This is a genomic window from Advenella sp. FME57 (assembly GCF_014897675.1).
Taxonomy (GTDB): Bacteria; Pseudomonadota; Gammaproteobacteria; order Burkholderiales; family Burkholderiaceae_B; genus Advenella.
Genome location: NZ_JABUXU010000025.1, coordinates 1 through 13,922, shown reverse-complemented (window position 1 = coordinate 13,922; position 13,922 = coordinate 1). Strand labels below are relative to the sequence as shown.

Genomic DNA, 13,922 nt, shown 5'->3' with positions numbered 1-13,922 from the left:
CTCTTTAATTTTATCATTTATTTATAGAAATTTACATGTCACAACAGAACTACGATACCACGGACGTTTTTGGAGTTAAAAGCAAGATCATCCAATCCTATATTGAAAGGGAGCGAGTGGATTTGGCATTTCAAAGTGCAATTGAGGATGGCAATCAAGTTATTATTTATGGCTCGTCCAAGCAAGGCAAAACATCCCTACTATTGAAAAATCTGGACGAATCTGAATATATCAAGGTCGAGTGCGCCCCTCCTTCAACCTGTATAGATATATACAAATCAATATTACGACAACTCGGAGTGCAATTCGTTGAATTTGAAACAACTGGGACACGCTCTCAAGGCGAAGTTAACGGAACTGCAGGAGTTAAAATCAAGATACCGGTTATTGCAGAAATAGGATTTGATGCAGGCGGCAAAAGTTCAGACGAAAAATCGGCATCCGAAACAATCCGAAACGTTGAATATAATTTAGCTCTTGCACAAGACATTACCGAGATTCTGAAGGCTCAAGAGCCTTCGAAAGAGAAGAGAAAATATTTAGTGCTGGAAAATTTCCACTATCTATCACAAGAAACACAGAAAGCTCTTGCGTACGATCTTCGAGTATTTCAAGATCAAGGCATTATTTTTATCATATTGGGCATATGGAGAGAAGCGAATCGCTTAGTTCAGTATAACGGTGATTTAGTGGATAGAATTACTGAAATTCCGGTTGAGCCTTGGACAGTTGACGATTTTAAAAAGGTAATTAATAAAGGTAGCGAAGCGCTCAATGTTGATTTTTCGCATGTGCAAGATGAGTTGATAAGCAATTCATTTGATAGCATTGGAGTGATTCAAGAGATTTGCAAGCATTGCTGCTTTGAAGCAGATGTGTTCTCGACATCGCCGAAAAAAATATATATCACACATGATAACTTAGAGTGCGCGATTAAAAAGAAAACAGATGACTACGCTACGCGCCATATCCGAAGTTTCGAATCGTTTGCCACAATTGCACGAAAAAAAAGCAATCAAAGCGGAGAGTTATCTTTAGCGTTCCCATATTATTTAATCAAGGTACTATTGACTGCCGATTTTAGAAATATTGAGCAAGGGCTGTCACGAGCCGAGTTATTGGATAAGATCAGAGAAAATCATCATCGTGCTGAAGACGTTAGGTCCGGAGATCTAGGTGCTTTTCTTCATGGCATCACTCAACACCAATTGAGTAAACAAATACAACCTCCTTTTGTAGATTATGATCGCGGTGCGAAGAAGCTTAAAATAATAGATTCAACACTTTATTTTTTTCTAAAAAACTGCGATAAAGAAGAAATATTGGACGATATTCCAAATCCACTTGAAACTTGATGCATCACAGGATTTATCCGATAATGCCAAATCCCCCGCTCCGGCGGGTTTCATTTTGACCATTTCGACCTAGCCTTTGGCGAAGTTGAGCATTTGAATAAAAATAATTACCTATTCAGAGTTAAACTAACGGTCTGCAGACAACCAAAAATAGGGATTCAGAGTGAGTAAAGGTCTCTACAACAAACTAGCTGGGCAAGTTGGGGAATTTCTGGTTTGTGCCGAATTGGGAAGACGAGGATTCATTGCCACTTCATTCACCGGCAATGTACCTGAGTTTGACCTTATCGTAGCTAACAATTCACTCAAAACACTTCCCGTCCAAGTCAAAACGTCCCGCGGCATTAGCTGGCCAACATCCGCAAGCCTATGGATTAATATCGAAATTGATGAAGAGAATAAGTGTCAAATCGATGGCGGAAACTATGCAATACCAAATCCAGATTTAATATACGTTTGCGTATTGCTTGCAATGCCTGATACGGATCAAAGAGATAGGTTCTTCATATTGAAGAAAAGTGATTTGCAAAATATTTGTGCAGATAATTACCGAGAGTTTATATCTAAACATGACTGGCGTCGCCCGCGAAACTTTAGATCGCTGGACAATAGATACTACGCAAGTAATTTGGAACCATACGAAAACAACTGGAAGTTGTTCTCAGAGCAACTTGCATTGAAATAACCGTCAAAGATGTGATGGACTTGCCCCTGTAAGACAGGGCCGGGAGTATTAGTTATTTAGTCGTTGTTGCTGTTCCTTAGAACGTCGGGACTCTAGCCTTGGTCTATCCGCATATTTGCCCATTTACAGTATGCGTCCGGTAAACCCACATTGACACAGCTGCTTACCGATATACAATGCATTCGACTGCGCAAATATTGATAAATATGAATCCTGAAATTCAGCTTTTTTTCTCTGCAAGTGATTTTCTCGAACATGAAGTTTTGAGGCCACTCTCGCACATACGAGGAAACTGGGATCCCTACGTTTCCACAGAAACAGGGCGGTATGAAGATGAGGAGGACTCTTTCGCCTGGCTATTTAATCATTTGATTGACAAGCTCTCTCAAACCATTCCACCAAAAAAATACCACGATTCCGAGGATCGACTAGCAGAACATGTGCAACAAAGCTTGAACTGGAAAATCAAGAAACAAGGAAATACTTGGATAAATGAATCAGGCAGCCGTCTTGCATCAAGTGATTACCTCGCTACTCTTGAGCAAGGGGGCTTTCGCATTGAGGGAGACAAGGATTTATTGGACGCAGCTGCTGGTCGTGTGGCCGCGGCTATTCGCTATGGGCAAACTCACTTCGACGAAATGGAACAGGGACACCAAGTGATTCTTGCTGGGGTACTTGCCGCGATTCTTTTCCACTGGGAATCATTCGAAGAAACAATAAGAGAAGAAGTAACCAAAAATTTGGGTCATTAGTATGTTGTAACACGCGAACTGTTCCTAATTTCTTCTTTTAGGAGAATGAAATGGTTCAGTGTAAATTGCCGAAGGCAGTACCCATGTCACCATACACTCGGTTTCGCCGCGGCAAACTTGAGTATGTATGCGAACACTGCAGATCATATCCTAGCAAATAGGACTTGATCTCCACTAGAGCGGACCGCCTTCGGGCGGTTTTTTTGTTCCGTACCCACCTCCCCGTGCAACTTGCTGGCAAAAGTTTCGCCGGCGAAACTTTTAGACCAAAAATTTGAGTGTATTACCCCAAAATGGGTTCATCCACGTAGGTACGTTCAAGAAAACACAGGATATCCTAAAAGCTCGTTTATTATTTTTTTAGGAGATGTTATGAATATCGATACCTTAGTTACTGTAGTCGACGCTGCCGTCTCGCTGTTCAATGTTGCGACCGACAAATCACGACCACGTTTTATTCGCGCGATTTCCACTATTGGAGCGACTTTCTTTTGGACAGCGCTACTCATATTTTCCGCGACTGCAGTAGCCGTTTTTATCTATCACTTAATCGCACAATGAATAATGTAGGCTATGCCCTGCACGCTCTGGCGGGTTTGTTAATAGAGTTTGTATACTCATCAGCCTTTGTATTCTTCTTGAAATTTGATTGGCAAATAATCTGAAACACACCATTCTCGAATGTACCGACCTTCAGTCATCAGGGCGAGATTATGCTCGGGATAATTTGAATATACTAGGGTTCCGTCCGTGCTGATACTGCGATATGATGGCGCTCCAAGTCGTTCAATAAGATCACCCTTTCGGAATGTGCTCGAGAACAACTCACTCGGTTCTGAATTCGAGCATATGCTGGTCACATGGGCTTCTCCCTCTGCAGTTTTTGTCAAAGTAATAAATATCCTGCACGGAGACTTCAACAAACTTGACGATCTCCAATGACGGGATCCTGGAGAGTCGTAATAATTTAATTCTTTGGATGCACTTCCTTCGTTGCTCGGACAATCTGGCCTCCTCCCGTACAAGACCGTGACGTCCACCTCACTCATCCCTAAGCTAATTCCATCAAAAGAATTGAGTTTAGGTACTCGATTATCCCAATAGTCATACGCGAAGTATCCACCAACCCCACACGCTATGATCACGAATAAGATCATGATCCCTTTGTAATTCAATTGCATTGTTGTTTCGACCTGATTCTATGCTTGTGTAAGCGCGTTGATTATGTCTTAGTTTCATAAAAATAAATATCATTGGGGCAAGTACGAACGCAAATCCCACTGCTCACTGTGTCCCGCTCCAGGAAGCCTTTATCACCTAGTGTTGGACAAGCGTTTGTTTCCTTGCGGAGCAATGCTCAACATGCCTGTCCAAACAGTAAACTTGCCGGACTCATCAAATTTAAGCAAGGCTCGTTTGTTTCTTCTGCCTTTGGCTAGAAACATAACAGAATCGCTATCCCGAAATTTTTCTTCGAATATGTTTCCCTCTGGATCTGAAATGTAGCCTTCCTTCGTCTCAAATAATTGGTGTTCTTTCATGAACTGCCGATTATGCTCTTCTGCTGCCCAGGCTTTCAAACGGGCTGCACGCTGTTTCACTCCAGTAATCACACCTGAAACAGTTAAAAACACCAGAATGCCGAATGCGAATATGGTTGCGAACTGTGACGGTGGATCGGAAGCTTGAAAAGCTGGTCCAGCAAGACCAGATAGCATTTCAATAAATCCGTTCGGCTTGTCAAAGAGCAACTCTCCAATCCAAAACCCGATCATCCAAAAGAAGATTCCGCTGATAGCAATTCCTGCGGTGTAACTGATAAGAGCGACAACACGCATAAGTATCATGGCCACAAAGGATTGATAATTCCGGAAGAACCACATCATAGAATACTGAGTCAGCATCAACCCAACAATCACCATACCAATAAGAAATAAGGCGAATGCTCCGTCTTTACTGGCTTTCTTGGTGCGTTTATAAGTATCTCGCCCAAGACTAAACCCGAAACCAGCCATTGCTGAGCCAGCAATGGTGGCCGGAATGTCATTTGTAATGCGCATAATGGGGTTCCGAATATTTTAATGATTTATTTTGTCTTATTTTACACATTTTGTCGCATTCAGGAAGCGTTTGTTGTGTTTAAAGCTCTTGGCTGGTGATACTCAGGTACTTTTAGCACTTCACAGAGCCTCATGTCCAGGGATGCTTTTTTATTGCTAATCATTGCAATTTACTAAACTTCGAATCCTGAGCCGCACATTGATGTGGCTTTTTTGCGTCTGAGATGTGATTCCTACTGGCCACGCCGACGGAGTTCTCGCAATACGCACCTGCTACCGTCCCTCAAACTAATCCACATCAACTCTCTATCTCAAAAATTAACCCTTCGGTTATTGACATGAAATTAACCTTTCGGTTAATATTTCAATCATAGAGTTCTTTAACAAACAGGCCGATAAAGAGATACCCGCCCTGCTTTGGGTGTTAAGAGGGTATCCAGCCCGACTACGTGCCGGCTGAAGCAAAAGGTGCGGAATCCTGCCACGCGAGGACGTATGCGCAAATGGCTTGCGTCTTTCGATTGGCCGGAGCTGGGAAACCAGGCGCGCAGAATCGAGGGAACGCGCGAATATTCCGCTTGATGACGACCCGGAGAGAAGCGCCGGGAAATGCAAAAGCCCCACTACTTCGGGGCTTTTGACATCTTTCAGCCGCTTTAACGAGGCGGTTGAAAGATGTATTTCAGTAGATAGATATGCAAACGATCAATCAAGGCAACAACGAACTGATATCACGCGGCCTGGTGCAGAATGAAAATGGCTACCTTGCCCTAACCTTCAGTCAGTCCAAGCAATTCAAGTCACGCTCCGCTGCTGTGAAATGGCTGGCGAAACGCGGCGTGGCGGTCAAATGATCAGTGGCCGCCACATCAGTTCGCGTGGGCTGCTGCGTAAGGCTGTAATCGTCCGACAGCGGTCAGTTTCTATGTTTCTCCAACCTAACATCCCCTTCGCCAATCTGTGCCTCATTGCCCCAGCCGAGATAGCGATACAACTTCGCAGCCCGACTGAACTGAGCTGTCTCCAGCCACGCTACCGGATGGTATATGAAAAGTTCGGATTCACATGCTTTTATCAAGTCTGTACCGATGCCAAGTCCTTCATATTCCGGCAACACAAACGCAGCAAACAAACAAGCTGTATCCAGATCTACCATCGAAAAACCAACGATCTCGTTATCAACGGTTGCCACCCATGCACATGATGAATTCTTGATTGCAGCGGATATGAACTCGGGAGTAATACCTAGTTCGAACAACTCTTCTGATGTCAGCGAGTTTTCTCGGACTGATGTCCTAATTTTGAACATGGCATCCACATCTTGAGTGGTCGCTGAGCGGATTTGAAAGGCTGTTGCGCTTGTATTCATCAATAGAAAGAGAAACGAAAAGTTGAATGCATCTGCTTTTTGGCCGATAGCGAACGGCTGCATTAGTTTAGTGTACAAGATTGTTACTTTCAGCAATGCCGTGCTGGCCGGTTGCCAGCACCCTGATTCAAGCGCACTCACCCTGAATAGTCGCAGGGGCCGATTCCGAACCGGCGGAGTGCGCTTGACTGAGGGTCGGCGTGGAAAGACACGCAGCGACGTGTGCTGGCAGCCGGAAAACATGCGAATGCCTCTGTAACCCATAGCTTAGCGGAAACATAGGCCGCTCGTAGCCGGTATCAAATCCGGCACCCTCATAAATTATGATATAAAATACTGTTTATTTATACAGTATATCGCTATGTCAAACGGCTACAACCCCCGACGGACGGTCACCGACCGGGAAGGGATTATCGGCATCATCGAACAGGGTCGGCTTGATTCGGTGACCATCACAGCCGATTTGTCTGCGGACGGGCGATCCGCTCTGGAAAAGTTCCTCAGATACTATGTCCAGGACAAATATGCCAAGGGCGCCTTGGTGGCATGGTCGGATAAAGCAGAATCACTGATGCGTCGAATTTCTGCCCTGAAACAGGATCCAGTGCTAACCGCCGAGGCTCATCAAACGGTCACGGGTGAGCCTGAATCAATGTATATCAAGTGGAACTATTTCTACTGGTACGTAGAGCCGAACGAAGGCATAAAAGTCCATCCCTACGACCTGCAGGTCAAGAATCGCATCATTGAAGCAGATGCAGCAGAGCGTGCGAGAACGCATGTACCGCCCCAGATGGGAACTAGACTGTAGTCCCCTTCTCGCTTCATTTATCAAGGCCACCCTGGCCATCACTTCTCCAATCCATTATTCGCAACTGGCAATCGGGATTCCCCGATTGGGACCGGCTGCGTGCTTTTCTTGGAGTTTGTACATGGAAACAGACCTTCAAATCCCCATCCAGGCCCCCGAACACAATATTCCTAATTGTGAGCACTGCCAATACAACGCCTTAGTACGCGATCCATACGCCACGGGTGACTGGTGGTACGCGGAGCACCAATGCACCGTTGATTTCTGCCCATATGGCAAAGACTCTATGAATTGATTATGAGTTCACAGATCTACGTTCCTATCTTGTGGGGACTGGCAATGCTCATAGGCGCTGCCGTTCTCACACCTGTCATTGAAGCTGTCTATACCCTCTTCCTTCGCAAGGAGAAATCATGAACGTTTATACCGTCAACGGTCGGGCTCTTATTGCCGCCAATCAAAAAGACGCCATTGCCGCTTATGACAAAACCTTTCGCCGAGATCCATTTGAACCCATCGTCTGCAAGTTGCTTCATCTGGGCGTAGCACCACCTCCAGCTACGCCAAAGGTAGGTCGCCTGGATCCTCGCCAGTTGCAGGAATTGGAGAAACTCAAGGGAGAAGCCCTTATAGGATCCGCGTTCTCAATCCGGCGGAGGGCCCAAGCATGTCTGTAGTGCGTGATGACTTTCTAAAGGCAAGACAATCTGGCCTGGGTGGCAGCGACATTGCAACCCTGCTTGGAATCAATCCCTTCTCAACACGCCTCGAGCTTTATCTTCAAAAGCGAGGTGAAATCGAGCCAAAACCCGATACAGGCCGCACTAAAGCCGGCCGTGTGATGGAACAGGTCATTGCCACCATGGTCGCTGAACGCACCGGCAGCAAGCTGCGTCGTATCAATAGAACACTTCGCCACCCGAAGCACGATTTCTTAATTGCCCACATTGACCGGGATTTCGTTGGCATGCGCAAAGGCTTGGAAATCAAGAATGTCAGCCCTCGCATGGGATATTTGTGGGGTAAGGATGGCCAACCTGACGCGATTGCTGAGTACTACGTACCCCAACCGCATCATTACATGTTGGTCCTGGACTATCCGGTCTTTGATGTTGCTGCCTACTTCGGGGGTGACGATCTGCGTTTGTACCCAATGGAACGAGATCCAGAAATGGACGAGATCATCATTGAGTCAGCGCATGATTTCTGGCACAAGAACGTATTGGCTGGCGTGCCTCCGGAGCCTGAATTCGATCATCCGGCCACGTTACCAATGTTCAAACGCTTATATCCCGGTACCAACGGAGAAACCATCGAATCTGACGAAATGATTCGGCACTGGGCCGAAGTCGCTGAAGATGCCAGCAAGCGAGCATCCGAATACGAGAAGGTGGCAGAAAGTGCAAAAAATCACCTGTTGGCCTTCATGGGCGAAGCCGCCATCCTTCGGCTTGAAGGGAACAAGGTTTTCCGCCGGAAAGTGATCAACAAAAAGGCGTTTACCGTCGAAGCGACCAGCTATGTAGATGCCCGTTTCAGCACATCTAGGGAGTAATCGATAATGAGTGATGTAGTAACCAGCAACCCATTTACAGCCTCTGTTCCGTCCCAGGCGCGCGTAGGCGGCAATGCCGTAGCGCAAACAGATCAGCAACGAGCGATAGCCGAAGTTCAGGCCGCGATGATGATCGCGCGCATGAATCCCCGTGATCCGATTGTTGCAATGGACCGAATTCTGAACGCTTGCGCACGCCCTACTTTGGCCGATGCAGCGGTATACACCTATTCCAAAGGTGGTAGCGACGTGTCGGGTCCATCAATTCGGCTTGCAGAAGCAATGGCACAGGCTTGGGGAAATATCCAATTTGGAATTCGCGAGCTGGATCAAGATGGCGGCGAATCAACCGTTCAGGCATATGCCTGGGACGTAGAAACCAATACTCGACGCGAGATCACCTTCCAGGTACCCCATGTTCGATACACACGTAAAGGTAGTTACGATCTCAAGGATCCACGAGAGGTTTATGAATTGGTAGCTAATCAGGGTGCGCGGCGCCTTCGTGCGTGCATCCTCGCTGTGATCCCTGGCGACGTAACCGAGGCAGCCGTGGCTCAGTGCGAAGCCACGATGAAGAGCAAGGCGGACACCTCCCCGGAAGCCATGCAGAAGATGGTGGCAGCATTCGCAGAGTTTGGAGTAACTAAAGAACAGATCGAGAAACGCATCCAGCGGCGCCTTGACGCGATCCAACCAGCTCAAGTAGTGAGTCTCAAGAAAATCTACGCGAGTCTGCGCGATGGCATGAGTACAGCGCTGGATTGGTTTGAAAACGATCAAGCAGACAGCACCAAGCAGACCGAGGCAGCCTCACGCACTGAATCCGTTAAAGCCAAGGCCAAAGCTCAACGTGAGGCAGCGCAGGCGGCGAAAGAGAAGAATGTCGAGGACACAAAGCCGACGGTGGACGCCGATGGTGTAGTGAAAAACGCACCAGCATTCGACTATCAATCAGCTTTACGCGAAATTCAGCGAGCACCTACACAGGAAAAGCTCGATCTACTGGCCGAAGGCTTGAGGAATGCGCCCGAAGACACACGCATCAAGCTGGAGCAGGCTTACAACGACCGCAAGGCTGAGCTCGAGGACATTCCATATTAATTCGCTGGCCAACCGCCAGCTGTATTACTGCTGCTTGTGATCTCGGCGGTAGCGTTCCCATTCCTCAATTTCACTGCCATCGGGTAGCTTGCATATCCCAATTTGGCCTTTATCAGTATCTTTGATGACGACTGTCCCGCCCTTTTCCGTGCAGTACACAGAGGCGGGATTGGCCATACCGACGGATTGCTGGGATTGTTGTGCGCATGCAGTCAAAAATAGGCCAGGAATCAGTATTACAAGCAGTTGTTTCATATCGGGCTCCAGAAATACAGGGTTCGATTAAACGTTACATCAATTTCAACCAGAAGTGATAGACATGAGTGCATTTTGTGTATTCGGTATGACAGATGCCATCGCCAAGCAATCGGCAAGTAAGAAATCTCCACCCCGCGATTGGAAGTGGTCCAGAGAAGCATTTTATGAAGAGTATCAGGAGCGCATATATAAAAGCGGCGCTCACCGACAAGTATCTCCCGCCTTCGATGCCCCGCAGTTTTGCCGAGAGTGGATCGAACTTGCGAAATCACAAATGAGAACTCGCGGTCTCAAAATAATGTGTCGCGGCCAGAAACTCGACAAGCACGGCGCACCTCGAATCAATAAGAAAACCAAACAGCCTGTAATAGGTTGGGTGCCTTATGGTGGATAAATTGAATTAGATTATGGCTAAATCACGTAAACAATGCCCTGAAGGCAAAAAGCGGCAACCGCCATTCAGCCTAAAGGAAATTAGGTACATCGAGAGGCATTACGGCGCCAAGTCACCGGAAAGCATAGCGAAGCACTTAGGGCGGCCGACTAAGTCCGTAATCCAAAAGGCGTGGAAACTCGGCTTGGGCAAGAACCGTCCCAGGATCTCGCCAGCAGCAGATGCCACTGAAAATACCTGGACCCCACCCTCGCCCACAGACTTATCAAATCCATTTTTCCGGCCTATTCCTGAGTCAGCAAAGCCTGGCCGGGGTCGGATAGTCACATTTGGGAATTGATTATGGACGAAGTAATGACAATCGATGACATGGTCCTACAGGAGATCCGGTGCAAGTGGCCGCACTACACGCTAGACACTTTTCTGGACGATCTACGAGGTTTATCTGAAGTGTTGGAGCGCATTGAGGAGCGTTCTGGAATAGCCATATATGGCAGGTTTTATGCAGGTCGCGACATTGTGCGGGCTGTGGAAAACGCCAAAAGTTGAGGAGCACAGAACAACCTGAAGGGCAGAAAGGGCATGATTAAGTGCTATCTACCTGTTAGAAATGAATTTTCTGAGCACTTAGTACTTAAATTCTGAGAGGTACAGTGGTTCCTGTAACTGAGTTAAAAAATATCTGGGCAACTTCGCTTAATCTCAATTGTACTAGCTCACACCTGATCTGACAGTTACCCGTTTGTAATGCAGTGTCTGTCAGATTAGATTTGGTTCACATTCTTCGATTCCCAAACCGCCTTACCCTCAAGCAAGGTCTGCATTGGCGTTCTGCCGCAGCACATCTTGCCTTGATGAGTTCGTTCATTGTTATAAAAATCCAGCCATACGTCCAGATCTTTCTGCAGAGAATCCAGATCACTGTAGAGCGTTTTTCTAAATGTGATCTGATAGAACTCCTGCAGAATCGTTTTATGGAAGCGCTCACAAATGCCATTGGTCTGCGGCGACATTGCCTTGGTTTTTGTATGGTCGATATCATTGACTGCCAAGTACAGCTGATAGTCGTGATGATCGACCCGTCCGCAGAATTCAGTGCCCCTGTCTGTCAGTATACGCAATACAGGCAGGCCATTCTGTTCGTAGAATGGCAATACCTTATCATTGAGCAGGTCAGCTGAAGTAATCGGCGTCTTGGTCGTATACAGCTTGCAGTGAGCGATTTTGGAATAGGTGTCAACATAAGTTTGCTGATAAATTCGGCCAACCCCTTTCAGATTCCCAACATAAAATGTGTCTTGAGAGCCCAGATAACCAGGGTGCTCAGTTTCAATTTCACCGCAAGCCACATCATCTTGTTGCTTGCGTTCCAGGGCGGCGACCTGGTCATCGGACAGAATTATCCCATCCCGAGCCACTCGTTCTTCTAGGGCTTTGAGCCGCTTTCTGAAGTTCTCCAGATTGTTTCTCACCCAAATCGAACGTACCCCACTGCCCGAAACGAATGTTCCCCGCTTTCTGAGCTCATTGCTGACTCGCTGTTGCCCGTAAGCAGGAAACTCAATGGCCATCTCTGTCACCGCTTGTTCTGTCGCCTCATCAACACGGTTTTTTAGATTGGAGACTCGTTTAGTCTTACTGATCAGGGCGTCTACGCCGCCCTCATTAGCCAATTCTCGATACCGGTAGAATGTGTCCCTGGAGACACCCATCACCTTGCACGCGCGCGATACGTTGTGCAATTCTTCGGCCAAGTTTAATAAACCTGCTTTATGTTTGATAATAGGATTGGTAGTATGTAGCATGAGAGTTACCTTTTTTGTTTGGATACAGATTCGACACCTATATTCAAACGGGTAACTCTCCTTTTTTCAAGGACTTTTGTCAGATCAGATCGAGACTAGTTCATCTCAATGCTTCCGTTCCCAACTGGCCTAGCTTGCTCCAGTACATTTCAACCTCCTCGTTGGGCTTATCCTGATGGCTAGACAGATGTTCAGACCAAAATCGTATGCTCTCGATCTTTCCGGATAGCAGTTGCGATCCCGCCTTAAGAGCAGCCACCCTGCCTGAGAAGCCGTCCGGAATTATAAGCGCGCTCGACAATATGTCATTGTGCATGCCATTTATAAAATCCTGGAGCAGGATCAGATGAGTTTGATAGCCATCTGCACTCGGATATATTGTTGAAATGTCCTTACCCTTCTTCCCGAACGACATCAACGCTTTAACAAGCAATTGAGATTCTATGCGCGTGTGAAACTCATTCAGTATGACTATAGCTTGTGCTGCTACTATAGAAGCATGCTGTTTCTCTCTCTTTATTCTACGTTTTTCTTCCCGTCTACTAATGTGCAACGCAATGAGTGCTGCAGAGAATGTTGCAACTGCAGCCGCAGCTGCCCAGGGTGATTCATCCCACGGCCATGTAGAATAAATAGCTATCAAGCAAAACGAAAGGCTGGCAACAACTACTGAAAGTAATAGCCACAGTTTCTCAAAGATGTATGTCCATTTATCGGACGCAACTGTTTTAAGAAACTCGCCAATTCGTTTAAGTTTCGTACTCATCCTAAAACCTCATATCGCCACCGCGACCATACCAATCAAAATGCATCTATTTCGAATTTTCACTGAGACCATTGCTGGACATATCGTAGTTGGCATAGATTTGGCCATACCAGAAAAACTTGGCGGTACATGACTAACAAATCAGTTCTTCTTACAGAAATTTGAGACAAAAAATAACAACAAGACTGGTCTTAAGCATAAATTTCGCACAAATAAATTGGCACCCGCAAGGGTGCCAATGTCCATGATTGCTGTAAGAACGACGTACTGTCGGCTGCCTATCCAGATAACTCCCTGGCAGCGCCTAACCTACTAGTCAACTATGCGACTCAGGCTTCTGGGAGCAAGACAAAAATTCGAGCAAAAAAGTACCCTCCTTTGTCCTCTTATGGACTAAACCACTATAACACATTACGATACATTATGTCACAAATCATCGAAGAAGATTAAAGTGCCTCAGCGCGCACATACGCGTTGGTAGCACCATAGTAATAATGCTGAATTTCGTTAATATTTGAACATTCGGACAGAACGACGATTGCCGCATCGATTAGCTGATTATTGCGTTCAAAATTTCGAAAATCATCCTTGCCACCATGAAAAAGATTATTCCGAATTCTTACGGAGGAATTTATAGCGATTTCAATACGACTACTTCCAAAAGGAGGAGTTTTATCATCCCAGGTCATGTCTATATTTTGCTGGCGAGGAAATTTGTCAACAAGAAGGTCTACCGCAGCAAGAAAAAGAGGTGCGTCGCATTGTTTAAGCTCATTAACCGCCGACTTTGAGAAGCTTCTCCAATCGCATGCTAAATACTTTAAGTTCTTTCGACGATATCCAGCTTTTTTTAGCGAATATTCTAGTCGTGAAAAAATGCCAAATAAAGAAATTACCTTTTCTTTATCAGCCGCCAATATTTCATAGGCAAAAGCAACTGGTGTCATAACTGTAAATACCCCATCTTTAATACACCACACACATAGAATTTATAATGTTAATTTA

At 46.1% G+C, this 13,922-nt stretch carries 16 protein-coding genes; 10 read left to right on the top strand and 6 right to left on the bottom strand.

The window, feature by feature from the left end:
- Positions 1-35: 35 nt before the first annotated feature.
- The 4 genes from INT32_RS20390 (at position 36) to INT32_RS20375 (ending at position 3,356) form a co-directional block, all read left to right on the top strand.
- Complete coding sequence (locus tag INT32_RS20390; RefSeq protein WP_193090528.1) at positions 36-1,355, top strand: hypothetical protein; 1,320 nt, start codon at positions 36-38, stop codon at positions 1,353-1,355.
- Between the two features lie 163 nt (positions 1,356-1,518).
- Complete coding sequence (locus INT32_RS20385; protein ID WP_193090527.1) at positions 1,519-2,040, top strand: hypothetical protein; 522 nt, start codon at positions 1,519-1,521, stop codon at positions 2,038-2,040.
- Positions 2,041-2,246: 206 nt separating this feature from the next.
- Positions 2,247-2,795, top strand: a complete 549-nt coding sequence (locus tag INT32_RS20380; protein ID WP_193090526.1) for a hypothetical protein — start codon at positions 2,247-2,249, stop codon at positions 2,793-2,795.
- A 372-nt stretch (positions 2,796-3,167) separates the two neighbouring features.
- Positions 3,168-3,356 (top strand): hypothetical protein, encoded by a 189-nt coding sequence (locus tag INT32_RS20375; protein ID WP_193090525.1) that lies wholly within the window; start codon positions 3,168-3,170, stop codon positions 3,354-3,356.
- Between the two features lie 752 nt (positions 3,357-4,108).
- On the opposite strand, the gene INT32_RS20370 is transcribed toward INT32_RS20375, so the two are convergent.
- Positions 4,109-4,855, bottom strand: coding sequence for a hypothetical protein (locus INT32_RS20370; RefSeq protein WP_193090524.1), 747 nt, complete (start codon positions 4,853-4,855; stop codon positions 4,109-4,111).
- A gap of 695 nt (positions 4,856-5,550) precedes the next feature.
- Between INT32_RS20370 and INT32_RS20365 the strand changes: the two genes are divergently transcribed.
- Entirely contained in the window at positions 5,551-5,709 is a 159-nt protein-coding gene (locus INT32_RS20365) for a DUF1391 family protein (RefSeq protein ID WP_193090523.1), read from the top strand.
- 62 nt (positions 5,710-5,771) lie between these two features.
- On the opposite strand, the gene INT32_RS20360 is transcribed toward INT32_RS20365, so the two are convergent.
- Complete coding sequence (locus tag INT32_RS20360) at positions 5,772-6,365, bottom strand: GNAT family N-acetyltransferase (protein WP_370540264.1); 594 nt, start codon at positions 6,363-6,365, stop codon at positions 5,772-5,774.
- 220 nt (positions 6,366-6,585) lie between these two features.
- Here INT32_RS20360 and INT32_RS20355 point away from each other — a divergent pair, with 220 nt between their 5' ends.
- From INT32_RS20355 to INT32_RS20340, 4 genes are all read left to right on the top strand, one after another.
- Positions 6,586-7,035: a hypothetical protein gene (locus INT32_RS20355; protein ID WP_193090522.1), complete on the top strand. Its 450-nt coding sequence runs from the start codon at positions 6,586-6,588 to the stop codon at positions 7,033-7,035.
- Positions 7,036-7,448: 413 nt separating this feature from the next.
- Positions 7,449-7,712 (top strand): hypothetical protein, encoded by a 264-nt coding sequence (locus tag INT32_RS20350; protein ID WP_193090521.1) that lies wholly within the window; start codon positions 7,449-7,451, stop codon positions 7,710-7,712.
- Positions 7,703-8,590 carry a YqaJ viral recombinase family protein gene (locus INT32_RS20345; RefSeq protein WP_193090520.1) on the top strand — a complete coding sequence of 296 codons (888 nt, stop codon included), beginning with the start codon at positions 7,703-7,705 and terminating at the stop codon, positions 8,588-8,590. Before INT32_RS20350 ends, INT32_RS20345 begins: the two co-directional genes overlap by 10 nt.
- A 6-nt stretch (positions 8,591-8,596) precedes the next feature.
- A complete protein-coding gene (locus INT32_RS20340) occupies positions 8,597-9,694 on the top strand; it encodes a hypothetical protein (RefSeq protein WP_193090519.1) in 1,098 nt (365 codons plus the stop codon).
- 24 nt (positions 9,695-9,718) lie between these two features.
- Here INT32_RS20340 and INT32_RS20335 read toward each other — a convergent pair whose 3' ends face one another.
- Positions 9,719-9,949 (bottom strand): DUF333 domain-containing protein, encoded by a 231-nt coding sequence (locus tag INT32_RS20335; RefSeq protein WP_193090518.1) that lies wholly within the window; start codon positions 9,947-9,949, stop codon positions 9,719-9,721.
- Between the two features lie 64 nt (positions 9,950-10,013).
- Between INT32_RS20335 and INT32_RS20330 the strand changes: the two genes are divergently transcribed.
- A complete protein-coding gene (locus INT32_RS20330) occupies positions 10,014-10,346 on the top strand; it encodes a hypothetical protein (RefSeq protein WP_193090517.1) in 333 nt (110 codons plus the stop codon).
- 764 nt (positions 10,347-11,110) lie between these two features.
- Here INT32_RS20330 and INT32_RS20325 read toward each other — a convergent pair.
- The 3 genes from INT32_RS20325 to INT32_RS20315 all read right to left on the bottom strand — a co-directional run bounded on the left by INT32_RS20325 (position 11,111) and on the right by INT32_RS20315 (position 13,864).
- The gene (locus INT32_RS20325) at positions 11,111-12,151 is read right to left on the bottom strand and encodes an IS481 family transposase (RefSeq protein ID WP_193090516.1); all 1,041 of its coding nucleotides are present in this window, start codon (positions 12,149-12,151) and stop codon (positions 11,111-11,113) included.
- A gap of 100 nt (positions 12,152-12,251) precedes the next feature.
- Complete coding sequence (locus INT32_RS20320; protein WP_193090515.1) at positions 12,252-12,917, bottom strand: hypothetical protein; 666 nt, start codon at positions 12,915-12,917, stop codon at positions 12,252-12,254.
- A 446-nt stretch (positions 12,918-13,363) separates the two neighbouring features.
- On the bottom strand, positions 13,364-13,864 hold the full coding sequence (locus INT32_RS20315; RefSeq protein WP_193090514.1) for a hypothetical protein: 501 nt from the start codon (positions 13,862-13,864) through the stop codon (positions 13,364-13,366).
- Positions 13,865-13,922 lie beyond the last annotated feature (58 nt).